Annotated in this window: 22 protein-coding genes; 14 read left to right on the top strand and 8 right to left on the bottom strand. The window is 73.0% G+C overall.

Annotated elements, in window-relative coordinates:
- The first annotated feature begins 69 nt into the window (after positions 1 to 69).
- Together ABZ128_RS20895 and ABZ128_RS20900 are read left to right on the top strand one after the other, a co-directional pair.
- A complete protein-coding gene (locus tag ABZ128_RS20895) occupies positions 70 to 1,467 on the top strand; it encodes a DUF4352 domain-containing protein (RefSeq protein ID WP_356850174.1) in 1,398 nt (465 codons plus the stop codon).
- Between the two features lie 85 nt (positions 1,468 to 1,552).
- Positions 1,553 to 3,307, top strand: coding sequence for an NAD+ synthase (locus ABZ128_RS20900; RefSeq protein ID WP_356850176.1), 1,755 nt, complete (start codon positions 1,553 to 1,555; stop codon positions 3,305 to 3,307).
- Positions 3,308 to 3,373: 66 nt separating this feature from the next.
- Here the strand turns inward: ABZ128_RS20900 and ABZ128_RS20905 are convergent, their stop codons facing one another.
- A complete protein-coding gene (locus tag ABZ128_RS20905) occupies positions 3,374 to 4,396 on the bottom strand; it encodes an endonuclease/exonuclease/phosphatase family protein (protein WP_356850178.1) in 1,023 nt (340 codons plus the stop codon).
- Positions 4,397 to 4,736: 340 nt separating this feature from the next.
- On the opposite strand from ABZ128_RS20905, the gene panB reads away from it, so the two are divergent.
- From panB to ABZ128_RS20920, 3 genes are all read left to right on the top strand, one after another.
- On the top strand, positions 4,737 to 5,597 hold the full coding sequence (gene panB, locus ABZ128_RS20910; RefSeq protein ID WP_356850179.1) for a 3-methyl-2-oxobutanoate hydroxymethyltransferase: 861 nt from the start codon (positions 4,737 to 4,739) through the stop codon (positions 5,595 to 5,597).
- A 208-nt stretch (positions 5,598 to 5,805) separates the two neighbouring features.
- Positions 5,806 to 6,819, top strand: coding sequence for an ATP-binding cassette domain-containing protein (locus ABZ128_RS20915; RefSeq protein WP_356850181.1), 1,014 nt, complete (start codon positions 5,806 to 5,808; stop codon positions 6,817 to 6,819).
- A complete protein-coding gene (locus ABZ128_RS20920; RefSeq protein WP_356850183.1) occupies positions 6,816 to 7,670 on the top strand; it encodes an ABC transporter permease in 855 nt (284 codons plus the stop codon). The genes ABZ128_RS20915 and ABZ128_RS20920 overlap by 4 nt, the downstream gene beginning before the upstream one ends.
- A 58-nt stretch (positions 7,671 to 7,728) precedes the next feature.
- Here the strand turns inward: ABZ128_RS20920 and ABZ128_RS20925 are convergent, their stop codons facing one another.
- On the bottom strand, positions 7,729 to 11,295 hold the full coding sequence (locus ABZ128_RS20925) for a BTAD domain-containing putative transcriptional regulator (protein WP_356850184.1): 3,567 nt from the start codon (positions 11,293 to 11,295) through the stop codon (positions 7,729 to 7,731).
- Between ABZ128_RS20925 and ABZ128_RS20930 the strand changes: the two genes are divergently transcribed.
- Complete coding sequence (locus ABZ128_RS20930; protein ID WP_356850186.1) at positions 11,294 to 12,094, top strand: site-2 protease family protein; 801 nt, start codon at positions 11,294 to 11,296, stop codon at positions 12,092 to 12,094. The two genes, ABZ128_RS20925 and ABZ128_RS20930, sit on opposite strands and share 2 nt — an antisense overlap.
- Positions 12,095 to 12,133: 39 nt before the next feature.
- Complete coding sequence (locus tag ABZ128_RS20935; protein WP_356850188.1) at positions 12,134 to 12,682, top strand: YcxB family protein; 549 nt, start codon at positions 12,134 to 12,136, stop codon at positions 12,680 to 12,682.
- Positions 12,683 to 12,691: 9 nt separating this feature from the next.
- On the opposite strand, the gene ABZ128_RS20940 is transcribed toward ABZ128_RS20935, so the two are convergent.
- Entirely contained in the window at positions 12,692 to 12,883 is a 192-nt protein-coding gene (locus ABZ128_RS20940) for a hypothetical protein (protein WP_356850189.1), read from the bottom strand.
- A gap of 250 nt (positions 12,884 to 13,133) precedes the next feature.
- Between ABZ128_RS20940 and ABZ128_RS20945 the strand changes: the two genes are divergently transcribed.
- The gene (locus ABZ128_RS20945) at positions 13,134 to 15,170 is read left to right on the top strand and encodes a TerD family protein (protein ID WP_356850190.1); all 2,037 of its coding nucleotides are present in this window, start codon (positions 13,134 to 13,136) and stop codon (positions 15,168 to 15,170) included.
- Positions 15,171 to 15,222: 52 nt separating this feature from the next.
- Here ABZ128_RS20945 and npdG read toward each other — a convergent pair whose 3' ends face one another.
- Positions 15,223 to 15,927 carry an NADPH-dependent F420 reductase gene (gene npdG / locus ABZ128_RS20950; RefSeq protein WP_356850191.1) on the bottom strand — a complete coding sequence of 235 codons (705 nt, stop codon included), beginning with the start codon at positions 15,925 to 15,927 and terminating at the stop codon, positions 15,223 to 15,225.
- 107 nt (positions 15,928 to 16,034) lie between these two features.
- On the opposite strand from npdG, the gene ABZ128_RS20955 reads away from it, so the two are divergent.
- Complete coding sequence (locus ABZ128_RS20955) at positions 16,035 to 16,640, top strand: hypothetical protein (protein WP_356850193.1); 606 nt, start codon at positions 16,035 to 16,037, stop codon at positions 16,638 to 16,640.
- A 13-nt stretch (positions 16,641 to 16,653) separates the two neighbouring features.
- On the opposite strand, the gene ABZ128_RS20960 is transcribed toward ABZ128_RS20955, so the two are convergent.
- Positions 16,654 to 16,893 carry a hypothetical protein gene (locus ABZ128_RS20960; protein WP_356850194.1) on the bottom strand — a complete coding sequence of 80 codons (240 nt, stop codon included), beginning with the start codon at positions 16,891 to 16,893 and terminating at the stop codon, positions 16,654 to 16,656.
- Between the two features lie 81 nt (positions 16,894 to 16,974).
- Here ABZ128_RS20960 and map point away from each other — a divergent pair, with 81 nt between their 5' ends.
- Complete coding sequence (gene map, locus ABZ128_RS20965) at positions 16,975 to 17,832, top strand: type I methionyl aminopeptidase (RefSeq protein WP_356850195.1); 858 nt, start codon at positions 16,975 to 16,977, stop codon at positions 17,830 to 17,832.
- A 102-nt stretch (positions 17,833 to 17,934) separates the two neighbouring features.
- Positions 17,935 to 18,582: a biliverdin-producing heme oxygenase gene (locus ABZ128_RS20970; protein ID WP_356850197.1), complete on the top strand. Its 648-nt coding sequence runs from the start codon at positions 17,935 to 17,937 to the stop codon at positions 18,580 to 18,582.
- 85 nt (positions 18,583 to 18,667) lie between these two features.
- Here ABZ128_RS20970 and ABZ128_RS20975 read toward each other — a convergent pair whose 3' ends face one another.
- A complete protein-coding gene (locus tag ABZ128_RS20975) occupies positions 18,668 to 19,378 on the bottom strand; it encodes a PhzF family phenazine biosynthesis protein (protein WP_356850198.1) in 711 nt (236 codons plus the stop codon).
- Positions 19,379 to 19,606: 228 nt separating this feature from the next.
- On the opposite strand from ABZ128_RS20975, the gene efeO reads away from it, so the two are divergent.
- From efeO to efeU, 3 genes are read left to right on the top strand one after another with little or no spacing between them, the layout of a single operon-like run.
- Positions 19,607 to 20,755, top strand: coding sequence for an iron uptake system protein EfeO (gene efeO / locus ABZ128_RS20980; protein ID WP_356850200.1), 1,149 nt, complete (start codon positions 19,607 to 19,609; stop codon positions 20,753 to 20,755).
- A gap of 26 nt (positions 20,756 to 20,781) precedes the next feature.
- Complete coding sequence (efeB, locus tag ABZ128_RS20985) at positions 20,782 to 22,092, top strand: iron uptake transporter deferrochelatase/peroxidase subunit (RefSeq protein ID WP_356850202.1); 1,311 nt, start codon at positions 20,782 to 20,784, stop codon at positions 22,090 to 22,092.
- Positions 22,093 to 22,119: 27 nt separating this feature from the next.
- Complete coding sequence (gene efeU / locus ABZ128_RS20990; protein ID WP_356850203.1) at positions 22,120 to 22,983, top strand: iron uptake transporter permease EfeU; 864 nt, start codon at positions 22,120 to 22,122, stop codon at positions 22,981 to 22,983.
- A gap of 127 nt (positions 22,984 to 23,110) precedes the next feature.
- Here efeU and ABZ128_RS20995 read toward each other — a convergent pair whose 3' ends face one another.
- Entirely contained in the window at positions 23,111 to 23,656 is a 546-nt protein-coding gene (locus ABZ128_RS20995) for a GNAT family N-acetyltransferase (protein WP_356850205.1), read from the bottom strand.
- A 29-nt stretch (positions 23,657 to 23,685) separates the two neighbouring features.
- Positions 23,686 to 24,573 carry a PhzF family phenazine biosynthesis isomerase gene (locus tag ABZ128_RS21000; protein ID WP_356850207.1) on the bottom strand — a complete coding sequence of 296 codons (888 nt, stop codon included), beginning with the start codon at positions 24,571 to 24,573 and terminating at the stop codon, positions 23,686 to 23,688.
- Between the last annotated feature and the right edge of the window lie 97 nt (positions 24,574 to 24,670).

A 24,670-nucleotide genomic window follows, 5' to 3' on the forward strand; every position in this document is an offset into this window, starting at 1 on the left:
GGGGGCGTGGCAGGCTTGGCGATCACCGCGCACCCGCGCAGCGCCTCCGGAAAGGGACCCCCGCCAGGTATGAGCACGCCGCCGACCCCGCCCAGCAGCCCGTCAGGTCCGCCGACCGAGGGGGCGGGAACGCCCATACCGGAGGCGGCCGGGCCGCTCTCCCTGGAGAAGACCCCCACGCCCACCCCCGAGCCGCAGCCCGCCGCAGCCTCCGCCCCGGGGCCCACATCCCAGGCAGAACCCGCGCCGGATCCGGCCCCCACAACCGCCGCCCCGGAGCCCGCGACCACGCCGGACTCGGAGCCCGCGGCCAAGACCGCTACGGACCCGGCAACCACGCCGGGGCCCGCAACCAAGCCGGAGCCCTCCGCCGCCTCCGCCCCGGAGCCGGAGCCCGCGACCACGCCGGACCCGGCTCTCGCAACCGCCGCGCCGGAGCCCGCGCCCGCACCCCAGCCCGGGTCCGCCCCGCAGCTCGCCGCAGCCTCCGCCCCGCAGCCCGCCCCGGCCCCCGCGCCCGAAGCCGCCTTCGCCCCGCCCGCTCCCGCGCCGCAGGCCGCGGCGCCGCAGGCCACCGCGCCGCAAGGCGCCGCCCCGTTCGGGGTGCACGGCGTTCCGGGCGCGCCCGGCGGCCCCGTGCCGCCCGCCCCCGTATGGGGTGCCGCCTACGGCCCGGGCCCCTGGGGCGTCCCCGCCCCGGCCGGCAACGGGCTGGCCGTCGCCGCCCTCGTCACCGGCATCGCCGGCCTGATCGGCGGTCTCCTCCCCTTCTTCTTCTTCATGGGCGGCCTCCTCGCCCTGACCGCCATCGGCCTCGGCATCGGCGCCATCGTCCGCGCCACCAAGGGCGCCGGCCGCCAGGCGATGGCCATCACCGGCACCGTCCTCGGCGTCCTCGGCATCGGCGCCTCCCTCGGCGGGTTCGTCCTCACCGGCGCCGTCCTCGACCGGGCCTCCGACCGCGCACAGCACCGCGTGCACGAAAAGGAGTGGGAGGACCCGGACGAGTACGACGAGGACTTCGGCGACGCCACCCCCGCCCCGCCCGCGCCGAAGCCCTCCCCCTCGCAGGTCCCCGGGATGACGACCCCGCTGCCGTTCGGCGAGACGTACACGTACCCCAACGGCATCAAGGTGTCGCTGTCGGTGCCGAAGAAGTACGTGACGAAGAACCGGTACCTGGAGGTCGGCAACGCGGTGCAGCTGACCATCACCATCACCAACAACTCCACGGAGACCCACAACGTCATCTACGCGGTGCCCAACGTCCGCGACGAGCAGGGCATGACCGCCAAGCTCGTCTTCGACGGCGAGCTGCCGAAGACGATCAAGGGCGACATCCTGCCCGGCGAATCGGCCAGCGGGGTCGTGGCCTTCGAGGTGCCCGAGGGCACCGGCAGGCTGACCGCCGACATCTCCCCCGGAATCCGGCTGCCGAACGCCAAGTTCAGCGGTCCGATCGGCTGATCCGGCCGGCCCTGAGGGAAAGCCGCGCAGCGCCGGAAGGCACGGTCCCAGGACATCGCGTCAGAAAGACGATTAGACTGGGGCCGTGCCTCAACTTCGTCTCGCTCTGAATCAGATCGACTCGCACGTCGGCGACATCGCCGCCAACTCCGACTCGGTCGTGCACTGGACCCGGCACTCCGCCGAGCAGGGCGCCCACCTCGTGGCGTTCCCGGAGATGATGCTGACCGGGTACCCCGTCGAGGACCTCGCCCTGCGCGGCTCCTTCGTCGAAGCCTCCCGCACGGCGCTGCGCCGACTCGCGGAGCGGCTGGCGGCCGAGGGGTTCGGCGAGCTGCCGGTCATCGTCGGCTACCTCGACCGCGCCGAGAAGGCCGCGCCCCGGCTCGGCCGCCCCGCCGGCGCCCCCGAGAACGCGGCCGCCGTCCTGTACGGCGGGCAGGTCGTCCTCCGCTTCGCCAAGCACCACCTGCCCAACTACGGGGTGTTCGACGAGTTCCGGTACTTCGTACAGGGCGACACCCAGCCGGTGATCCGGGTCCGCGGGATCGACGTGGCCCTGGCCATCTGCGAGGACCTCTGGCAGGAGGGCGGCCGCGTCCCGGCCACCCGCTCCGCCGGGGCCGGACTGCTGATCTCCGTGAACGCCTCCCCGTACGAGCGCAACAAGGACGACGTACGCCTCGAACTGGTCCGCAAGCGGGCACAGGAGGCCGGCTGCACCCTGGCGTACCTGGCCATGATCGGCGGCCAGGACGAGCTCGTCTTCGACGGCGACTCCATCGTCGTCGACGCCTCCGGGGAAGTCATCGCGCGCGCCCCGCAGTTCTCCGAGGGCTGCGTCCTGGTCGACTTGGACCTGCCCGCCGCGCGCGAGGACGCCCCCGAGGGGATCGTCGACGACGGTCTGCGGATCGACCGCGTGATCCTCTCGCAGGAGCCGGTGGAGCCGTACGAGCCGGTGGTCCCCGGCGGGTACGCCGAGCGCCTGGACGACGACGAGGAGGTCTACGACGCGCTGGTCGTGGGTCTGCGCGCGTACGTCAGGAAGAACGGGTTCCGCTCCGTCCTGATCGGGCTCTCCGGCGGGATCGACTCCGCGCTCGTCGCCGCCATCGCCTGCGACGCGATCGGCGCGCAGAACGTGTACGGGGTCTCGATGCCCTCCAAGTACTCCTCGGACCACTCCAAGGGGGACGCGGCCGAGCTGGCGGAGCGGACCGGGCTGAACTTCAGGACCGTACCGATCGAGCCGATGTTCGACGCGTACATGGGCTCGCTCGGCCTGACCGGCCTGGCCGAGGAGAACCTCCAGTCCCGGCTGCGCGGCACCATGCTGATGGCCCTGTCCAACCAGGAGGGCCACATCGTGCTGGCCCCGGGCAACAAGTCCGAGCTGGCCGTCGGCTACTCCACCCTCTACGGCGACTCGGTGGGCGCGTACGGCCCGATCAAGGACGTCTACAAGTCGGACGTCTTCCGGCTCGCGCAGTACCGCAACCGGGCCGCGGCCGAACGGGGTGAGACCCCGCCGATCCCGGAGAACTCCATCGTGAAGCCGCCCAGCGCCGAACTGCGCCCCGGCCAGGTGGACACGGACTCGCTGCCGGACTACCCGGTGCTGGACGCGGTCCTCGCGATGTACGTGGACCGCGACCAGGGCATCGAGGAGATCGTGGCGGCCGGTTTCGACCGCGAACTGGTGGCCAGGACGCTGCGCATGGTCGACACGGCGGAGTACAAGCGCCGCCAGTACCCGCCGGGCACGAAGATCTCCGCGAAGGGCTTCGGCAAGGACCGCCGGCTGCCCATCACCAACGGCTGGCGCGAGCACCCCTGAACCGTGCCCCCACCGGCCCCGGCGCGCCGCACCGCGCGCCGGGCCGGGCCGGGCCGGGCTGGGCTGCTACACCGTCAGCCGCGCGGCGACCGGCAGGTGGTCGCTGCCGGTGCGCGGCAGGGTCCACGAGGCCTCCGGCCGGACCCCGCGGACCAGGATCTGGTCGATCCGGGCCATCGGGAACTGGGCGGGCCAGCTGAAGCCGAAGCCGTCGCCCGCCGCGCCCTGGGTGGAGCGGACCTGCGAGGTGATCTCGGACAGGGACCGGTCGTTCATGGTGCCGTTGAGGTCCCCGAGCAGGACGACCTTCTTCAGCGGTTCGGCGGCCAGGGCGGCGCCCAGCGCGTCGGCGCTGTTGTCGCGCTGGTTGGCGGTGAAGCCGGCGTTCAACTTGACCCGGACCGACGGCAGGTGGGCCACGAAGGCGGCGAGGTCGCCGAAGGGGGTGTGCACGGTGACCCGCATCGCCCGGGTCCAGCCCATCTTGATGTCGACGGGCCGGCTGGAGACCAGCGGGTACTTGCTCCACACGCCGACCGTGCCCTCGACCGCGTGGTACGGGTACGTCCCCTCCAGGGCCTTCTCGTAGACGGGGACGGCGCTTCCCTTGAGCTCGGTCAGGGCCAGTACGTCGGCCCCGGACTTCGCGACCGCCGCGGCGGTGCCCCGCGGATCGGGGTTGTCGGCGTCGACGTTGTGCGTGGCGACCGTCAGATTTCCGCCGGAGCCGGACTTGTCGGTGACCAGGCCGCCGAAGAGGTTCACCCAAACGGCGGCCGTCAGCAGTATCGAGATCAGCGCCGTCGCGGACCTGCGGACCACCGCCGCGGCCAGGAGCAGCGGGACGGCCAGGCCCAGCCAGGGCAGGAAGGTCTCGGTGAGGCTGCCGAGGTTGCCGATGTCGTTGGGCAGCTCCGCGTGGAAGATCATGACGAGCGAGAGCAGTGCGGCCAGGGCGGCGGTGACGATGCCGCGCCGCCAGATGCCCGGATCGCGGCGCAGTTCGGCGAGCCGGCGGCGGAGGCGGGATCCGGAGGTCTCGGGCTCCGAGCCGCCGTTCCCCGTCTCCGTCATGTACGCCTGTGCCATGCCACTGCCCTCGCTGCCGTGCTTGCGCTGCGTCCCCGCCTCTTGACCCTAGGCGATCGGCGCAGCCTTCCGTGCCGTTCTTCCGGCCGTACGTCCGGGAGGACGAACGGCCATGCGGCCAGGGTTCCGCTTGTCACGAAACGCGCACATTGGCTCCGGCGCGCGCCGGGGCGGCCGGGCGGGGATCCTGAGTGGGCCAGGAGTGGCGCTGGTGTGGGCCGGGAGTGTGACGTACCGGTCTTCGCGCCACTTTCGCGCAGGGCCGCACAGGTGCAACCATGGTGGGTGAGTCCGGGGACGCCGTGAGGGCGCCTCGAGATGACATCAAGGAGCGTTTGCAATGACGCATGCCGTTTCGCCTGCCCGCGAGGCCGCCTCCCCCACCTTGTACGGAGGCACGGGCACCCGTCGCATCACCGTCCGCGATCTGGGTCTCGCCAAGGAGCGCGGCGAGAAGTGGCCCATGCTCACCGCCTACGACGCGATGACGGCGTCCGTCTTCGACGAGTCGGGCATCCCCGTGATCCTCGTCGGGGACTCGATGGGCAACTGCCACCTCGGCTACGAGAACACCGTCCCCGTGACCATGGACGAGATGACCCTGCTGTCGGCGGCCGTCGTACGGGGCACCCGCCGGGCGCTGGTCGTCGGCGACCTGCCGTTCGGGTCGTACCAGGAAGGCGCCGTACAGGCGCTGCGCAGCGCCACCCGCCTCGTCAAGGAGGCCGGGGTGGGAGCGGTGAAGCTGGAGGGCGGCGAGCGCTCGCTGGCCCAGACGGAGCTGATCGTGCAGTCCGGCATCCCGGTGATGTCGCACCTGGGCCTGACCCCGCAGTCGGTCAACGCCATGGGGTACCGGGTGCAGGGCCGCGGCGACGAGGCGGCGCACCAGCTGCTGCGCGACGCGAAGGCGGCGCAGGACGCGGGCGCGTTCGCGGTGGTGCTCGAACTCGTCCCGGCCGAGCTGGCGGCGGAGGTCACCCGGTCCCTGCACATTCCGACGGTCGGCATCGGCGCGGGCGCCGAGTGCGACGCGCAGGTGCTGGTGTGGACCGACATGATGGGTCTGACGGGCGGGAAGCTGCCGCGGTTCGTCAAGCAGTACGCCAACCTCCGCGCGACGATGGGCGACGCCGCGAAGGCGTTCGCCGAGGACGTGGTCGGCGGAACGTTCCCGCAGGAGGAGCACGCCTTCCACTAGGCGTGTAGGCACGTAGGCACGGCCGAGGGCCCGCCGGCACCGCGCCGGCGGGCCCTCGCGTGCCTGCCGGCCGGTGGTCGGGCGGGGGGTGGGGCCGGCTCCCGGTCGCGGAGGTGGTCGGGTGTCGGTCGACTGTCGGTCGACTGTCGGTCGGCTGTCGGTCCGTTGTCGGTCGACTGTCGGCGCTTTGTCGGTGACGGCTGGTCCCATGGTGGACATGACGCGAAACGACAAGAACCCCCTGAACGGCCCGCACGCCGTCGAGGTGCGGGGGCTGGTCAAGCACTACGGCGAGACCAAGGCCCTGGACGGTGTGGACCTGGACGTCCGCGAGGGCACGGTCCTCGGAGTCCTCGGCCCCAACGGCGCCGGCAAGACCACCCTCGTACGCTGCCTGTCCACCCTGATCGTCCCGGACGCGGGAACCGCCGTGGTCGCCGGGTACGACGTGGTCCGCCAGCCGCGGCAGCTGCGCCGGACCATAGGCCTCACCGGCCAGTACGCCTCGGTCGACGAGAAGCTCTCCGGCTGGGAGAACCTCTACATGATCGGCCGCCTGCTGGACCTGTCCCGCAAGGACGCCCGTTCGCGGGCCGACGAGCTGCTGGAGCGGTTCTCGCTCACCGAGGCCGCCAAGAAGGCCGCCATGCACTACTCCGGCGGTATGCGCCGCCGGCTCGACCTGGCCGCCTCCATGATCGGCCGCCCGGCCGTCCTCTACCTGGACGAGCCGACCACCGGCCTGGACCCCCGTACCCGCAACGAGGTGTGGGACGAGGTGCAGCGGATGGTCGCCGAGGGCGCCACCGTCCTGCTCACCACCCAGTACATGGAGGAGGCCGAGCAGCTCGCGAGCGAGCTGACGGTCATCGACAAGGGCAAGGTCATCGCCAAGGGCAAGGTCGACGAGCTCAAGGCCCGGGTCGGCGGCCGGACGCTGCGGATCCGCCCCGTCGACGCGGCCGACCTGCCGGGGATGGCCCGGGCGCTGGCGGAGGCCGGACTCGACGGCGTGGCCGGCTCGCAGGCCGTCCCGGACGAGGGCGTGCTGCTGGTCCCGATCCTGAGTGACGAGCAGCTGACCGCCGTCATCGGCCTGTTGGCCGCCCTCGGGTACGCGGTCGCCGACCTCGGCACGTACCTGCCCAGCCTGGACGAGGTGTTCCTGTCGATCACCGGCCAGAAGCCCGCCATCGAGACGACCGAGGAGGTCGCGGCATGAGCACCGCAACCACGACGAAGCCGGCCGGTGCCGCGGCCGCCCCGGTGGCCGGTGTGGCCGCCCAGCCCGGCGAGGGCCGGATCGGCCTGCGGGCCAACCTGCGCCACATCGGCGCGCTCGTGCGACGCAACGCCCTGCAGATCAAGCAGGACCCGGAGTCGATGTTCGACGCCGTGCTCATGCCGATCATCTTCACCCTGCTCTTCGTGTTCGTCTTCGGCGGCGCGATCTCCGGCAAGGGCAACCAGGAGGCGTACGTCAACTACGTCATCCCGGGCCTGATGGCCATGATGGGCATGAACATCTCGATGGCGGTCGGCACCGGCGTCAACGACGACTTCAAGAAGGGGGTCATGGACCGCTTCCGGTCCATGCCGATCGCCCGGTCCTCCGTGCTCCTCGCGAAGATCGTCGTCGAGGTCGGCCGGATGCTGGTCGCCATCGCGATCCTGCTCACCGTGGGCTTCGTCCTGGGCCTGTCGATCAAGGGCTCGGTACTGGACCTCTTCTACTCGATCGGCCTGTCCGCCGTCTTCGGCGCCTCGCTGATGTGGATCTTCATCCTTCTCGGTCTCACCATGAAGACCGCCCAGGCCGTCCAGGGCATGGCGATGCTGGTCCTGATGCCGCTGCAGTTCGGCAGTTCGATCTTCGCCCCGCCGACCACCATGCCGGGCTGGCTGCAGTCCTTCACCGACTACAACCCGCTGTCCAACCTCGCCGACGCGGCACGCGCCCTGATCAACGGCACTCCGGTGGGCAACTCGGTGTGGATGACGCTGGGCTGGTCCCTCGCCATCACGGCGGTCACCATGCCCCTCGCGGTGCGCAAGTTCCGCCAGAAGACCTGATCCGGGCGGCGGACCGCCGCGGATCGCGTCCCGGGCGGTCCCCGCACGGGGGACCGGATCAGATGAGGGCGGCGGCCTCCTTCAGGGTGAGGCCGCCGCCTTCGGCGTACGCCGTCTCGCAGGCGGTGTCACCGAGCGCCGCCCGGGTGAGTTCCTCGGCCCGGGCGGCGTCCTCGCGTTCCGTGGACACCGGGAAGTGCCGGGGCGGCAGCAGCGCCCGGTAGGCGCCGAGCAGCCGCGCGGCCTCGTACGCCCGCTGCCGGCCGCCGAGGCGGACGTGGGCGAGGGCCGCCGTCATCAGGTACACGGCGGGCAGTTGCGGGGCGACCATCCCGGTGAGCGGGTCGTCCGCGGTGGCCATCGCCTGCCGCAGCAGGACGAGGGCCTCCTCGTGGTTGCCCGCCCGGTTCTCCAGCCAGGCCATCGTGCCGAGCAGGAACCCGTCGAAGATCGCGTACGAGCCGAAGGCGAACTCCTCGCGCAGGGTCTGCAGTTGGCGCCGGGCCTCGGGGATGCGGCCGGTGCGGCCGTAGCGGATGGCGAGGAACATCCGGGCGGCCGGCATCGCCTCGTTGCCGTGGCGCTGCGGGGTGCTCAGGACGTCGGTGAGGATCCTCTCCGCCTCGGCGCCCTCCCCGTTCTCGGCGAGGACGCCGGCCATCCGCACCCGCAGGACGGTGACCTGGGACGGGGCGCCGAGGCGCTCCGCGTGCTCGATCGCGGACCGGAAGTCCTCGGCGGCGAGGGCGTACTCCCCGCGCCTCTCGCGGGACTCGGCGCGGGCGGACAGGGCTTCGGCACAGCCCCAGTCGTCGCCGAGCGCGGTGAACAGGGCGAGGCTCTCGTCGGCGTCGCGGGCCGCGTCGCCGGCCCAGTCGGCGCGGTTGGCCAGGATGTTCGCCCGCAGCTGCAGGGCTCCGGCGAGCTCCCAGCGGTAGTCCAGCGCGCGGGTGGCGTCGACGGTGGCGTCGACGGCCCGCCGGAGCAGGTCCGGGTCGCCCGCGATCATGACGGCGTAGATCCACAGTCCGCCGGGCGTACTGCAGGTCTGCGGCAGACCGGGCCGGTAGGCGGCGACGATCCCCTCGATGACGGGGCGGATCTCCGCGGAGTTCCACCCTTCGTTGGCGTGGTCGCGGGAGGCGAACTGGATCAGCCGGACTCCGCGCCAGCCCTCGGTGAGCAGCTCCCCGCCGTACGGCGGCGGCGCGTCCACGAGCCGTCCGTGGACCGGCTCGGCGGGGACGACGGGAGCCCGGAAGGGGTCGGGGCCGAGGGCCGCGGCCGCGTTGGACCAGTGCCGGGACTCGGCGCGCAGCTCGTGCATGTGCCAGTACCAGGCCAGGGAGTGGATCAGGCAGAGCACCTCGTCGATCTCGCGGGCGGCGATGGCCCGGCGCAGTGCGGTACGGAGGTTCTCGTGCTCGGTCGCGAAGCGCCGTGCGGCGACCCGCTGGCCGTGGCCGCGCAGCAACGGCTCGGTGGTGCGGGCGAGTTCCCGGTAGTGGACGAGGTGGCGGCGCTCGGTGGCCTCGCGGTCGCCGGGCACCTCGCCGAGGCGCTCTCCCGCGTACTCCGCCACGGTCTCCAGGAGCCGGTAGCGCATGCCGGCGCCGTCCGGGCCGGGGGCGGCCACGACGAGGGACTTGTCGACGAGGGAGCCGAGGACGTCCAGGACGTCGAGGGCGTGGACGGCGTCCCGGGCGTGTGCGGAGTCCGGGGCACGGGCGGGGTCCGGGGCGTCGCCGTCGGCGCAGACGGCCTCGGCGGCCGCCGCGTCGCAGCCGCCGGCGAAGACGGACAGCCGCCGCAGCACGGCCCGTTCGGGCGCGTCCAGCAGCTCCCAGGACCAGTCGACGACCGCACGCAGGGTCTGCTGGCGCGGCAGTACGGTGCGCGCACCGCCGGTCAGCAGCCGGAACCGGTCGTCGAGCCGGTCGGCGATCTGCCGCGGGGTCAGCAGCCTCAGCCGGGCGGCGGCCAGCTCGATGGCGAGCGGCATCCCGTCCAGGCGGCGGCAGATCTCCGCGGCCGCGTCGGGGTCGTCGGCGACCCGGAAGCCCGGCCGGGCGGCGCGGCCGCGGTCGCCGAGCAGCCGCAGCGCGACGGGGTCGGGCAGCGGTTCCACCGGCCGCAGCAACTCCCCGGGGACCCCGAGGGGTTCCCGGCTGGTGGCCAGGATCCGTACGCCGGGGCAGGACGCGAGGAGTTCCTCGGCCAGTTCGGCGGCTGCGCCCACGACGTGCTCGCAGTTGTCCAGGATCAGCAGGAGCCGCAGCCGGGCGCAGTGCTCGGTGAGCCGGTCGAGCGGGCGGTCGCCGGGGCGTTCGGTCAGCGCCCGCAGTTCCTCGGCGGAGGCGCCGCGCAGCTTGGTCTCGCGGGCGCCGAGCGCGGCGAGCGCGGCCTCGGCGACGTCCTCGGGGTCGTCCACCGGAGCCAGCTCGACCATCCACACCCCGTCGGGCCAGGCGGCTCCGGCGCGGGTGTGTGCTTCGGCGGCCTCCTGCGACAGCCGGGTCTTGCCGGCCCCGCCGGGGCCGAGCAGGGTGACGAGCCGCCCCCGGGCGAGGTCGCCGCCGATGACCCGGATGTCCTCTTCCCGCCCGACGAAGGTGGTCAGCCGGGCCCGCAGGTTCCCCTGACCGGGGGCAACGAGCCCGACCCCCTGACCGGGGGCTACGGGGGCCAGGGGCGCCGCCTGACCGGGCGCCGCCAGGGCAGCGGCCACCGAGCCGGGGGCTTCCTCGCCGCCGGCCACCGTGCCGGGAGCCGCCCGGCCCGCGAGAGCCACCGCGCCCGGGGCCACCGGACCGGTCGGCACGGCGGGCCCGGAGTCCGGGGCCGACACGGGGGCCGGGGTCAGCAGCTCGCGGTGGAGGGCTTGCAGGGCCGGGCCCGGGTCGGCGCCCAGGCGGTCGGCGAGTCCGCGGCGTACCGCGTCGTAGGCGGCCAGTGCCTCCGCGGGCCGGCCCGCGTCACGCAGCGCCCGGATGTGCAGGGCCTGGAGCGGCTCGTCCAGCGGCTGCTGCGCGCACAGGGCGGTCAGCTCGGGCAGGGCCCGCTCCGCCTCGCCCAGGTCGAGGGCCGCGGCGAGCCGGCCCCGGCGCGCGTCCAGCCGCAGCGACTCCCACCGCGCGGCCTCCGCGGCCGGATCCGGCAGGTCCGCCAGCGCCGGGCCGCGCCACAGCGCGAGGGCCTCCTCGTACCGCGCGGCCGCCCCGGCCGGGTCCGCGGCCTGCGCGCCGGCCCGTACCAGCCGCTCGAAGCGGTAGACGTCGACGTCGTCACGGGCGGCGACCAGCAGGTACCCACCCTCGGCGGAGCGCACCGCCGCATGCCCGAGGGCCCGCCGCAGCCGGGCCACCAGCGCCTGGAGCGCGGCCGGGGCGTCCGCCGGCGGGTCCGCGTCCCACACCTCGCCGACGAGGAGGTGCACGGGAACGGCCCGACCGGGCCGCAGCGCGAGCGCGGTCAGCAGGGCCCGCAGGCGCGCTCCGCCGACGGCGACGGTGGTCCCGTCGTCGTGGATGGCCTGGGCGGTGCCGAGAATCGCGTAGCGCACGGGCCCATTGTCCCCGGCCCCCCACCTCGTACGGCCCGCGGCCCGGGGTAGGTTTCGCCGCATGGGTCATCAGGGCAATCGCAGCGAACGGCGGATCAGTTCCGTTTTCCTCGGCATCGTCGCCGTCATGGCGGTCACGGGCTGGGCGGTGTGGACGGGGTACGCGACCAGCGTCGGACTGGCCGTCTTCCTCTTCGTGACCTCGGCCTGGATCGTCTCCCTGTGCCTGCACGAGTACGCCCACGCCCGCACCGCCCTGCACTCCGGCGACCTCACGGTCGGCGCCAAGGGCTACCTGACGCTGAATCCGCTCAAGTACACGCACGCGCTGCTGAGCATCGTCCTCCCGGTGATCTTCGTGATCATGGGCGGGCTGGGTCTGCCGGGCGGCGCGGTCTACATCGAACGCGACCGGATCCGGGGCCGCTGGAAGCACAGCCTCATCTCGGCTGCGGGCCCGCTGACCAACGTGGCCTTCGCCCTCGTGTGCACCGCCCCGTTCTGGCTGGACGCCCTCGACGGGGTCCCGCTGCCGTTCCGCTTCGCGCTGGCCTTCCTCGCGCTGCTCCAGGTCTCGGCGGCGATCTTGAACTTCCTCCCCGTCCCCGGCCTCGACGGCTACGGCATCATCGAGCCCTGGCTCTCGTACCGCATCCGCCGCGAGGTGGCGCCCCTGGCACCGTTCGGCCTGATCGCCGTCTTCGCGCTGCTGTGGATCCCCGAGGTGAACGGCTTCTTCTTCGACGTGGTCCGCGGCCTGCTCTCGGCGCTGGGCGTGTCCGACCTGGAGACGTTCTGCGGCCGCGACCTCTACCGCTTCTGGCAGGACACCAACGGCTTCTGCGCCGTCCCGCAGGACTGAGCGCAACACGGCCGGGCCGGTGGTATACGCTCCGCTGCCATGCACAAGGGTGGGGACCACATACAGCAGGACGGCCGGGGCACGGCCACGGCCATCACGTTCGTCTACGAGCCGACACCGCAGGACTACAAGGCGGCGGTCCGGCGCTTCCAGATCGGGACGTGGCCCGGGCGCCGGGGTCTTCTCCTCATGCTGGCCCTGGGCCCGGCACTCGGACTGGCCATCTCGAAGCTCAAGGGCTTCTCGCCCCTCGCGACGGACTTCGTGCTCGTCTCCGTCGCCCTCGCCTCGCTCGTGATCATCCCCCGGACCCTGACCCGCCTCGGCCGGGAGCAGTACGAGGACATGGAGGCGTACGGGACCTGCCGGACGGTGGTCGGCGAGGACGGTCTGACCACCACGGGCGGGGACCTGTCCAGCAGCATCGAGTGGCACGCGTTCCCGTGGTACTTCGAGACGGACGAGCTCTTCGTCCTCACGACCCGGCGCACCCGCATGTACTTCGCACTGCCCAAGCGCGGCGCGCAGGACCCGGCCGACGTGGACCGGGTGCGCGCCGTCCTCGACCGCAACCTGCGAAGGCTGTAGGGGCCGCGGCTAGGACGTGCGCGCGGAGCCGGCCGCCTTGCGGGCCTTCGCCTTGCGGATGTAGTACCAGGCCATGTTGGACGTGACCCCGGCCATCAGCACCCACACGATGCCCAGGAAGCTGCCCTCCACGAAAGCGACGACGGCGGCGGCCACGGACAGGGCACAGGCGACCAGGGCGAACACGGCAAGGCGGGGCATGGGGCAGAGCTCCTCGGCGACACGGAACGGGGTCAAGCCCCTCCAGTGTCTCCCATCCCCCGCAGTACCCCCGTAAAGGCCCTCGGACGCTGTCCGCCGTTCGTTTGGCCTTTTGCCGGATCTTTCGCGGGGTACGCCGTTACGGTTCGGCCGGGGGGCGCACCACTGCCATCGCGCGACAGGACGCCGCAGCGGCGGTCCTGCCTGCTCGTCCGCGCCCGGGCGAGGCCGGGCGACTGGGGGGTAAGACATGCAGGAGATTTCCAAAGGCGCGAACGTCAGCCTGACCGCTCTCAGTGAGGACGCCGGTTCGGTCGTCGTGAGTCTGAGCTGGACCAGCGCATCGGGGGCCGGCGATGCCGATGTCTCCGTCCTCCTCCTCGACGACAACGGCAAGGTGCGCAGCGAGAACGACTTCTACTTCTACAACAACCCCGCCGCCGCCGACGGCAGCGTGCAGTTGTTGGGCAAAGCGCCCACCGACAGCGGTGACGAGGACCGCATCGGCGTGGACCTGACCGCGGTCCCGGAGGGGGTCGCGCGGATCGTGGTGGCGGCCAGCCAGTACGGCGGTGCCACCTTCGGCGACCTCGACGACCTGCGGATGACCGTCGCGGACCGGGCGGGGGAGCCGCTCGTAGGCTTCTCCATCGAGGACGCGGGCGTCGAGACGGCGTTCATCTTCGGTGAGCTGTACCGGCGCGGCGAGGAGTGGAAGTTCCGTGCCGTCGGACAGGGCTACGAGACGGGCCTGGCCGGTCTGGCCACCGACTTCGGCATCGTGGTCCTCGAAGACGAGGAGGCGCCTGGGGCGGCAGGAGTGACCTCGGACGAGGAGGCCGCCGAGGAGCCGCCGGGCACGGAGCCGGCACCGGCCCTGCCGGTCCCGGACGCGGCCGCCGCCGAGCCCGCCGCCCCGGACGGCGCGGAGGAGGCGCGGACCGCCCCCGTCCCGGCGCAGGTCCGCGGCCGGGGGCCGCGTACGACCAGGAAGAAGGTCACGCTGCCCAAGGTGGCCAAGAAGTCGCTCGCCGAGAACGATTCCTGGCAGCCCGCCCGGCTGTTCCCGGTGCCGACCCTCAAGAGCGACCGGGAACGGGAGGTGCGCGCCACTTCGGTGCTGCTGTCGGTCATGGCGCAGGTCCCGGAGTTCGGGCGGCGGCTCACGGCGGCCTTCGGCGCCCCCGCCGGGCGGATGCAGACCTTCACGGAGGTGACCCTCCCCCACGGCGAGTCCCCCCGCCGCCCGGACGGCGTCATCCGTGTCGAGCGCGCCGGCAAGCTGTGGACGGCGCTGGTGGAGACCAAGACGAACGGCAACCCGCTCAGGGCCGAGCAGGTGCAGCAGTACATGGACATCGCCGCCCGGCGCGGCTACGAGGCGGTGGTCACCCTCTCCAACGACGTGGCCCTCGAAGGCACCGCCATGGTCGACGTCAAGATCGACGGGCGCCGCAAGCACAAGGTCAGTCTGTGGCACTTGTCCTGGGCCGAGGTGACCCACCAGGCGCAGATGCTGATCCGCCACGAGGGCGTCGGCAACGCGGCGCACGCCTGGCTCCTCCAGGAGCTCCTGGAGTACCTCCAGCACGAGCAGTCGGGTTGTCACGGGTTCCAGAACATGGGCCCCGCGTGGGTCCCCGTCCGCAAGGGGATCGAGGACGAAACCCTCGGCCCCGGCGACGCACGGGCCGTTGAGGTCGTGGAGAGCTGGGAGCGGCTCATCCGGCAGGTCTGCCTGCGGCTGGGCGGGGAGCTCGGGCAGCGGGCGCTCCCGGTGCAGCGCGCCCGGCGCGGCAGCGATCCGGCCGGGCGCCGGGCGGCCGCCGCGGAGAAGCTGTGCCTGGACGGGCGGCTCTCCGCGGAGCTGCGGGTGGAGGGCGCACAGAGCGTCATCGGGGTGACGGCCGACCTGCGGACGGGCCGGATCCGTACCTCGGTCGACGTGCCCGCCCCGGAGGGCTCGTACCCGCTGGCCACGGTGAAGCGGCTCGTCCGGCTGCTGGCGGAGGCCCCTGCGGACCTCCACGTGGAGAGCCTGGTAGAGGGGGAGAACGGGCCGCGCGGCACCCTGGAGCGGCTGCGTCCCGAACCGGGTGACCTGGTGCCCAAGGGCGGCGCGCCCCTCACCGGGTTCCGGCTGACCCTGGTCAAGGGCATGGGCAACACCCGGGGCAACGCGGAGTCCGGTTTCATCCGCAGCGTGGACGAGGCCGTGGACCGCTTCTACCAGGGCGTGGTGGCGCGGCTGGGCGCGGTGGAGGCGCGCCCGGGCCGGCGGGGCTGAGCAGTCGGCGCCCCGCCCGGGGCCTTCGGGGGTCGGGCGGGGCCGTGGTGGGTCAGACGTCGGTGATGCGCAGGCCCGAGTGGGCCTTGTAGCGGCGGTTGGTGGAGATCAGGTTGGCCACAAGGGCTTCCACCTGGTGGGCGTTGCGGAGGCGGCCCGCGAAGACGCCTCGCATGCCCGGGATACGGGCCGCCAGGGCCTGGACGACGTCCGTGTCGGCGCGGGATTCGCCGAGGACCATGACGTCGGTGTCGATCTCCTCCACCGACTCGTCCTGGAGGAGGACCGCCGAGAGGTGGTGGAAGGCCGCCGTCACGCGGGAGTCCGGGAGCAGGGCCGCGGCCTGCTGGGCGGCGCTGCCCTCCTCGACCTGGAGGGCGTACGCGCCCTGCTTGTCGAAGCCGAGCGGGTTGACGCAGTCCACCACGAGCTTGCCGGCGAGGTCCTCGCGGAGGGCTTCGAGGGTCTTGGCGTGGCCCTCCCACGGAACCGCGATGATCACGATGTCGCTGCGCCGCGCGCACTCGGCGTTGTCCGCGCCCTCCACGCCGAGGCCCAGTTCGTCGGCGGCGGTGCGGGCGCGCTCGGCGGCGCGGGAGCCGATGATCACCTTCTGGCCGGCCCGGGCGAGCCGGTAGGCCAGGCCCCGTCCCTGGTCACCGGTGCCGCCGAGGACGCCGACGACGAGCCCGGAGACGTCCGGCAGGTCCCAGGGGTCCTTGGCGGCGGGCTTCTGAGTGCTGTCTGTGGAGGTCATGGGGGCGAGGGTAATGCCGGTACGCCCCAACCGGGACGCCGCGAGCCCCACAGCCGAAGAGGAGGGAACCGCTCCTGTATGCCCGGTGCATGGGGCAGGATGCCGGTATGGATGCCGTGAGGGTCGCGCTGCTGCGCGAGGTGCTCGCCGGTACGCAGTGGCCGGGAGCCGCGCGGCGGTTCGCCGGGGCGTTGCGGCGCTCCGTCGTGCCGGCCGGCGGGAAACTGCTGCTGGTGGGGACCGAGCAGTACGAGCCGTGGCACCTGGCGGCGCACCTGGTGGACGAGGCCGCCTGGTGCGGGCTGCCGGAGCTGGCGCCCACGCTCGTACGCCATCGCGTGCGGCCCGGGGAGCCGCCGCACCTGTCGGTGGGGCTGAGCCGGCTGGAGGCGGCCCGCCGCGGGCACACGCTGCTGGTGGTGGCTCCGCAGGAGCCGGGGGCCGGGCTGCTGGAGCGGGTGCACGACGCCCGGCGCGCGGGGGCGACCGTACTGTCCCTGGACGGCGGGGACCCGGATCTGGCCGCGCTGGCGCATGAGGGGCTGTCGGTGCCGGCCGGCGCCGCGGAGCTGGACCTGGACACGGTGCAGCACCTGGTCAGTGCGGCGGCCGGGGAGAACGGCCTGCCGGTGCAGCGCGGGCCGCGGAGGCTGCGGGACCGGCTGGCGCGGCTGGCGGACCAGCTGACCGCGCCGCCGCCCAGCCGCTGGTGACCGCAGGGGCGGCCTACGAAGCCGCCGTGCCCTCGTCCTCCTCGCGGGACTTGTCGTTCCACTTGGGGTCGTTCTGCCATTCGAGGTTGCGCTCCTGCGCGGTCTCCATGGCGTGGGCGGCCTCCGCGGGGGTGGAGTAGGGGCCGAAACGGTCCTTCGCCGGGCACTCGGGGCCTTCTTCGACCTTCTGGTGCACCAGGCAGTAGTACCACTCGCCCGGCTTGCCGGTCTGACGCTTCTTGAACAGGGCCATCGCCGTCAGGCTCCTCTCAGGGCCGCTCGCTGCGCTCTCTGCCGCCAGCCTGCCCCATCGGCGCTGGATACACTCGCTTGCATGTCTGGCCAGTCGCTGCTCGTACCAGGCGAGCTCTCTCCCGCCCGTTCCGTCCCCGGAAACATCCGCCGGCCCGAGTACGTGGGCAAGCCCGCGCCCACTCCGTACACCGGACCGGAGGTGCAGTCGGCCGAGACGATCGAGGCCATGCGCATCGCCGGCCGCATCGCCGCGCAGGCGATGGAGGAGGCCGCAAAGCTGATCGCCCCCGGCGTGACCACCGACGAGCTGGACCGGGTCGCGCACGAGTACATGTGCGACCACGGCGCCTACCCGTCGACGCTGGGGTACCGGGGCTTCCCCAAGTCGCTGTGCTCCTCGGTGAACGAGGTCATCTGCCACGGCATCCCCGACTCCACCGTCCTGCGCGACGGTGACATCGTGAACCTCGACGTCACCGCGTACATCGGCGGCGTGCACGGCGACAACAACGCCACCTACCTGTGCGGGGACGTCGACGAGGAGTCGCGCCTGCTGGTGGAGCGCACGCGCGAGGCCCTGAACCGGGCCGTCAAGGCCGTCAAGCCGGGCCGCCAGATCAACGTCATCGGCCGGGTCATCGAGTCGTACGCCAAGCGCTTCGGCTACGGGGTGGTCCGGGACTTCACCGGGCACGGGATCAACTCGTCCTTCCACTCCGGCCTGATCATCCCGCACTACGACAGCCCGCACGCGACGACGGTGATCGAGCCGGGGATGACCTTCACGATCGAGCCGATGCTGACGCTGGGGACGCACGAGTACGACATGTGGGCGGACGGCTGGACGGTCGTCACCAAGGACCGCAAGCGCACCGCGCAGTTCGAGCACACCCTGGTGGTCACCGACACGGGCGCCGAGATCCTCACCCTGCCGTAGCGCCACCCGGCGGCGAGAAGTCGCGCCGCAGGCGTTTTGCCGACAGCCTGTCGGGAACACATGGGCTGAGGGCCCCTGCCCATGTGCTCCCGGAGGTTCGCCTTGGACGCTTTCTCCACGGCCATTCGTGTCGCCTCGCACGAGCAGCACACCGAGGCCGAGACCTCGACGTTCATGAGCGACCTGCTCGGCGGCCGGCTCGGGGTGGATGCGTACGCGCGCTACACCGAGCAGCTCTGGTTCGTGTACCGGGCCCTGGAGGACGGGGCCGGCTCCCTGCGCGACGATCCGGTCGCGGGCCCGTTCATACGGCCCGAGCTGATGCGCCTCGCCGAGATCGAGCGGGACCTCGCGCACCTGCGCGGGCCCGGCTGGCGCGAGGGCCTGCGGGCGCTGCCCGCGACCGAGGCGTACGCGGCGCGGGTCGCGCAGTGCGCGGCCACCTGGCCGGGCGGGTACGTGGCGCACCACTACACCCGCTACCTGGGCGACCTCTCCGGCGGCCAGATCATCCGGGACAAGGCGGAGCGGACCTGGGGCTTCGCGCGCAAGGGCGACGGCGTCCGGTTCTACGTCTTCGCGGACATCGCGAACCCGGCGGCCTTCAAGCGGTCCTACCGGGAGCTGCTGGACGCCATCGCCGCCGACGACCTGGAGAAGCAGCGCATCATCGAGGAGTGCAAGCGGGCCTTCGAGTACAACGGCGCCGTCTTCCGGGAGCTGGGCCGCGAGTTCCCGCTCAGCGCCTGAGAGCCCCCCGGCGGCCGACGTACGGGGTCAACCGCGTACGGGGTCAACCGCATGCGGGATCGCGCGGGGCCGGCCGCGTACCCCGTCACCTCCGGGCAGAGCCCTCCCCGGCCCGTGTCCGCAGGTCCGCCCGCGCCGCCTGCGGCAGGGTCGCGAAGCGCACCCGCCCGCCGATCTCGACCGTGCCGTCCGGGCCGGGGGCGGTGAGGATCTGGGAGCCGGCGCCCTGGGTGATGTTCAGGGCGCGGTTCAGCTGGGCCGTCAGCAGGATGGCCGCCGAGCCGGTGGCCTCGTCCTCGGCGACGATCCCGTCGGGGCGGCGCGGGAAGCCCCGGGCGCGGATCCGGCCCGCGGCCTCGTCCTCCCAGGCCCAGGCGTACAGCCAGCCCTCGCCGGGCGGCGGCGCCGGCAGCGCGTCGACCTCGGCGGGGCTCGCGTACTGCTCGGTGCGCTTGCCCTCGACCCATTCGGCGCGGGCGGTGATCCAGGTGAACTCGCCGTCGTCGCGGGCCCACACGGAGCCGGCGGGCGGCTGGAGTTCCTCGATGTCGAGCAGCCAGGCGAGCCCGACCAGGGGGTGGCCCGCGAAGGACATGCGCGTACCGGGGGTGCGGATGTCGACGATCCCGCGTTCGGGATCGTCCACGAACACCGTCTCGCTGTAGCCGAGCTCCGCGGCGAGGGCCTGCCGGTCCTCGCCGCCGGGGCAGGTCCGGCCGTCGCGCACGACGCCGAGCAGGTTGCCGTGGCTGCCGTCGCCCGCGCAGAAGACCTTGAGCACATCGAGATCGTTCACCCGGGCATTCAAGCACGGCCCTCGAACTTGACCATCGCTTTACCTTCCCATGGGATGGGCCTGGAGGGGTCGTGACGGGGCCGTGTCCGGCGGTCGCAGGTGTGTGCTGAATCACTGGACGCGCGGGCATGGGTCAGGTAAGCCTCGGTTAAGTTAGGTCCGCCTCACCGGCCGCCCCTCCTGATCGGGGCGGTCGTCTGCCGAACGCCAGACCCGCCAGGAGCCCGCATGCGCCCCGCCCGTCTCACCGTCCTCACCGCGGCCGCCGCGGTGGCCGCGCTCACCGCCGTCACCGGATGCGCCGAGAAGAGCGGAACGGGCGCCGACGCCGTCAAGGTCGCCGCCTCGGACAGCGCGTGCGAGGTCTCCAAGACGGAGTTCCCCGCGGGCAAGGTCACCATCGACGTCGAGAACAAGGGCGCGAAGGTCACCGAGGTCTACGTCCTCTTCCCGGACGACCGCATCGTCGCCGAGCGCGAGAACATCGGCCCCGGCACCAAGGCCTCCATCACCGCCGAGATCAAGGCGGGCGAGTACGAGATCGCCTGCAAGCCGGGCATGAAGGGCGACGGCATCCGCCAGAAGGTCAAGGCGACCGGCAACGGCGGCACCGAGAAGCGCAGCCCCGAGCTGGACGCGGCCGTCGCCGAGTACCGCAAGTACGTGCAGACCCAGGCCGACGAGTCCCTGCCCGTGACCAAGGCGTTCGTCGACGCGGTCAAGGCCGGTGACGTCGAGGCCGCGAAGAAGGCCTACGCCCCCTCGCGCATCGGCTGGGAGCGCACCGAGCCGGTCGCCGAGTCCTTCGGCGACATCGACCCCAAGATCGACGTCCGCGAGGACGGCCTGGAGGCCGGCCAGGACCCGGCGAAGGACTGGACCGGCTGGCACCGCCTGGAGAAGGCCCTGTGGGCCGACAACAAGATCGGCGACGCGGAGAAGAAGCTCGCCGACCAGCTGATGACCGACGTCACCGAGTGGCAGAAGAAGATCGGTACGGCGGAGATCACCCCGACCTCCATGGCGAACGGCGCCAAGGAGCTCCTGGACGAGGTCGCCAGCGGCAAGGTGACCGGCGAGGAAGAGCGCTACAGCCACACCGACCTCGTCGACTTCAAGGCCAACGTCGAGGGCGCGCAGAAGGCGTACGAGCTGCTCAAGCCCATCACCGCCAAGAACGACCCGGCGCTGGCCACCGAGCTCGACAAGCAGTTCGCCGCGATGAACACGCTGCTCGACAAGTACCGCGCCGACAAGAACACCTACGAGTTCGCGTCGTACGAGACCGTCGGCCAGGACCAGCGCAAGGAGCTGTCCGACGCCGTCAGCGCCCTCGGTGAGCCGCTGTCGAAGCTCGCCGCCGCCGTCGCCAAGTAACGCATCGCGTAGCAGGGGTACCCGCCATGTCCGAAGACACCAGCACGACCACCGAGGCCACCGGGCCCGCCGACGCCGCCACCGCCGGTGACACGGCGCCCGCAGCCGGGCCCTCCCGCCGGTCCCTGCTCGGCTGGGGCGGCGCCGGGCTCGCGCTCGGCGCCGCCGCGGCGGGCGGCACGGTCGCCGCGCTCACCTCCGCCACGGACCCGGTGCCGGCCGCGCTCAGCGGCTCCGCGGTCCCCTTCCACGGGGCACACCAGGCCGGCATCGCCACGGCCGTCCAGGACCGGCTGCACTTCGCCGCGTTCGACGTGAAGACCAAGGACCGGGCGGAGCTCGTCCAGCTCCTCAAGGACTGGACCCGGGCCGCCGAGCGGATGACCGCGGGCCTGCCGGTCGGCGAGGGCGCCGTCGGCGGCCTCCCCGAGGCGCCGCCGGACGACACCGGTGAGGCGCTCGGCCTCAAGGCGTCCCGGCTGACCCTGACGATCGGCTTCGGCCCCTCGCTCTTCGCCAAGGACCGGTTCGGCCTGGAGGACCGGCGCCCGGAGGCCCTGGTCGACCTGGAGCTGTTCCCCGGCGACAACCTGGACCCGGCGCGCAGCGGCGGCGACATCTGCGTGCAGGCCTGCGCGGACGACCCGCAGGTCGCGGTGCACGCGATCCGCCAGCTCGCCCGCATCGGCTTCGGCAAGACGGCGGTGCGCTGGTCGCAGCTCGGCTTCGGCAAGACCTCCTCGACCACCCCGGACGAGCAGACCCCGCGCAACATGATGGGGTTCAAGGACGGCACCCGGAACATCTCCGGCACCGACACCGCCGCGCTCGACAAGCACGTGTGGGTGTCGGACGAGGCCAAGGGCGGCTCGGCGTGGATGGCCGGCGGCTCCTACCTGGTCGCCCGCCGGATCCGGATGAACATCGAGATCTGGGACCGCACTCCGCTCCAGGAGCAGGAGGACATCTTCGGCCGTGACAAGGCCGAGGGCGCGCCGGTCGGCAAGTCCAAGGAGCGCGACGAGCCGTTCCTGAAGGCGATGAAGCCGGAGGCGCACGTCCGCCTGGCGCACCCGGACAGCAACAACGGCGCGACGATCCTGCGCCGCGGCTACTCCTTCACCGACGGCTCGGACGGACTGGGCAGGCTCGACGCGGGCCTGTTCTTCCTGGCCTACCAGCGGGACGTCCGCAAGGGCTTCATCCCGATCCAGCGCCAGCTCGCCAAGAGCGACGTGCTCAACGAGTACATCCAGCACGTGGGTTCGGCCGTCTTCGCCGTCCCGCCGGGCGTCCGTGACAAGGACGACTGGTGGGGCCGGGCGCTGTTCGCGTAGTTCCGCAGGACGAAGGAAGGAACCGACGTGTTCAGCAACTATCTGATCGGCCTGCGCGAGGGGCTGGAGGCCAGTCTGGTCGTCTGCATCCTCATCGCGTACCTGGTGAAGACGGGCAACAAGGACAAGCTGGCGCCGCTGTGGCTCGGCGTGGGCCTCGCGGCCGCGCTGAGCCTCGCCTTCGGCGCGGCGCTCGAATTCGGCACCTCGGAGCTGACGTTCCAGGCCCAGGAGGCGATCGGCGGCAGCCTGTCGATCGTGTCGGTCGGCCTGGTGACGTGGATGGTCTTCTGGATGAAGCGCACCGCGCGCCACCTGAAGAGCGAGTTGCACGGCAAGCTGGACGCGGCGCTCGCCATGGGCACGGGCGCCCTGGTGACCACGGCGTTCCTGGCCGTCGGCCGGGAGGGGCTGGAGACCTCGCTGTTCGTGTGGCGGTCGGTGCACGCCGCCGGTGACGGGGCGGGGCCGCTGGTGGGCGTGCTGCTGGGCATCGGGTCGTCGATCCTGCTGGGCTGGCTGTTCTACCGCGGAGCCCTGAAGATCAACCTGTCCAGGTTCTTCACCTGGACGGGCGGCATGCTGATCGTGGTCGCCGCGGGCGTGCTCGCGTACGGGGTCCACGACCTCCAGGAGGCCGAGTTCCTGCCCGGCCTCATGAACAGGGCCTTCGACGTCAGCGCGGCGATCCCGCCGGACAGCTGGTACGGGACCCTGCTGAAGGGCACGTTCAACTTCCAGCCGGACCCGACCTGGCTCCAGGTCGCGGTGTGGGCCCTCTACCTCGTCCCGACGGTGCTGCTCTTCCTGGGCGTACAGCGGTTCGCCGGCCGGGCCTCCGCGCCGGCCGCGGCGGCGGGCGTACCGGCCGAGGCCGAGCCCAAGGCCTGAGCACCACCCGCGCCGCTCCACGCCACGGGGCCCGGACCGATCACCTCGGTCCGGGCCCCGTCGTCGTTCCGCCCCGTCGTCGTTCCGGGCCCGTCGCCTCCCGGCCGTCATCCCGGACGGCCGGCCGTCACCACAGGCGGTCGACCGGGCCGGGGTACAGCGCGATCCGGGTCCCCGCGAAGGCGGACGCCCCGCAGCCCCGCAGATCGGCCATGACCTGCTTGTCGAAGCCGGGGGCGTCGGTGGCCAGCGGTTCCTCGGGCGTGCCGCCCACCAGCACGGCCCCCGGCAGCGCGACGAACCCGGCCGCCTCGTAGAAGCGGACCAGCGGCCGGTCGCAGCTGAACAGCACCAGGTCCACGGCCGGATCCGCGGCCAGCGCCGCCCGGGCGGCGGCCACCAGGGCGCCCCCGTACCCCCGGCCGCGCGCGTCGTCCCGGGTCACCACCGCGCTGAGCCCGGCCGCCCGGTGGCTGCGCCCCGCGTGCCGGATCTCCTTGAACAGCAGCGCCAGCGAGGCCGCCACCGCCCCGGCCCCGTCCAGCAGCACCATCGCCCGCGGGGCGAGCGCCGGGTCGTGCCCCGGGGTGGCTCCGGGCCAGGCCTGCGCCTCCAGGGCGGCGATCTGCGCGGCCAGCGGCGCCGGCAGCGCGGCCTCCTCGTACGTGAGCACCGCGGTCCCCGGCGGCGGCCCGCCGCGGCTCATCCGATGCGGACGGCCCGGCCGCCCACCCGCACCCGCGGGTCACCGGCGCGCAGTTCCACGGTGAGCACCCCGGGCCGGCCCATGTCCTCGCCCTGGTGCAGGGTGAGCACCGCGTCCTCGGGCACCAGGCCCAGCTCCCGGGCGTACGCCCCGAACGCGGCGGCGGCAGCGCCCGTGGCGGGGTCCTCCACGACCCCGCCGACCGGGAAGGGGTCGCGTACGTCGAACAGGGCCGGGCCCGCCCGGTGCACGAGCTGGACGGTGGTCAGGTCCAGGCGCCGCATCAGCGCCTCCAGCCGGGCGAAGTCGTACGTGAGGTCGGCGAGCCGGGCCCGGCTGCCCGCGCCGAGCACCAGGTGCCGGGCCCCGGCGTAGGCGATCCGGGGCGGGAACCTCGGGTCCAGGTCGGCCTCCGGCCAGTCGAGGGCGGCCAGCGCCTCGGCCAGGTCCGCCGGGCCGATGTCCTCGGTGTGCGGCTCGACGCTGGTCAGCACGGCCCGCAGGCCCTCCCCGGACGCGGTCACCGAGACGGGAACCGTGCCCGCGGGGGTGGCGAAGACGAACTCCCCCGGCCCGAGCCGCTCCGCCAGTGCCACGGCGGTGGCCACAGTGGCGTGCCCGCAGAAGGACACCTCGGCCTTGGGGCTGAAGAAACGCAGCGTGAAGGCCCGGCCCGGCGCGCCCCCCTCATCGGTCTCCGGCGGGGCGGTCAGGAACGCCGTCTCGCTGTAGCCGAGCTCGGCGGCGATCTCCAGCATCCGGGTGTCGTCCAGCCCGCTCGCGTCGAGCACGACCCCGGCGGGGTTGCCGCCCGAGGGGTCGCCGGAGAACGCGGTGTAGCGCAGTACCTCGGCCGTCAGTCCGGCCGTCGCCTCAGTCGTCATGATCGGCTCAACTGCGCCCTCCCGCGCGCCATTCCCGCCACCGCTCCCGGCCTGCGACGGCCCGGCCAGCGGCGCCCCGGCCTGCGGCGTCCGGTCA

It is taken from the genome of Streptomyces sp. NPDC006326, from assembly GCF_040612915.1.
In the GTDB taxonomy this organism is placed as follows: Bacteria; Actinomycetota; Actinomycetes; order Streptomycetales; family Streptomycetaceae; genus Streptomyces.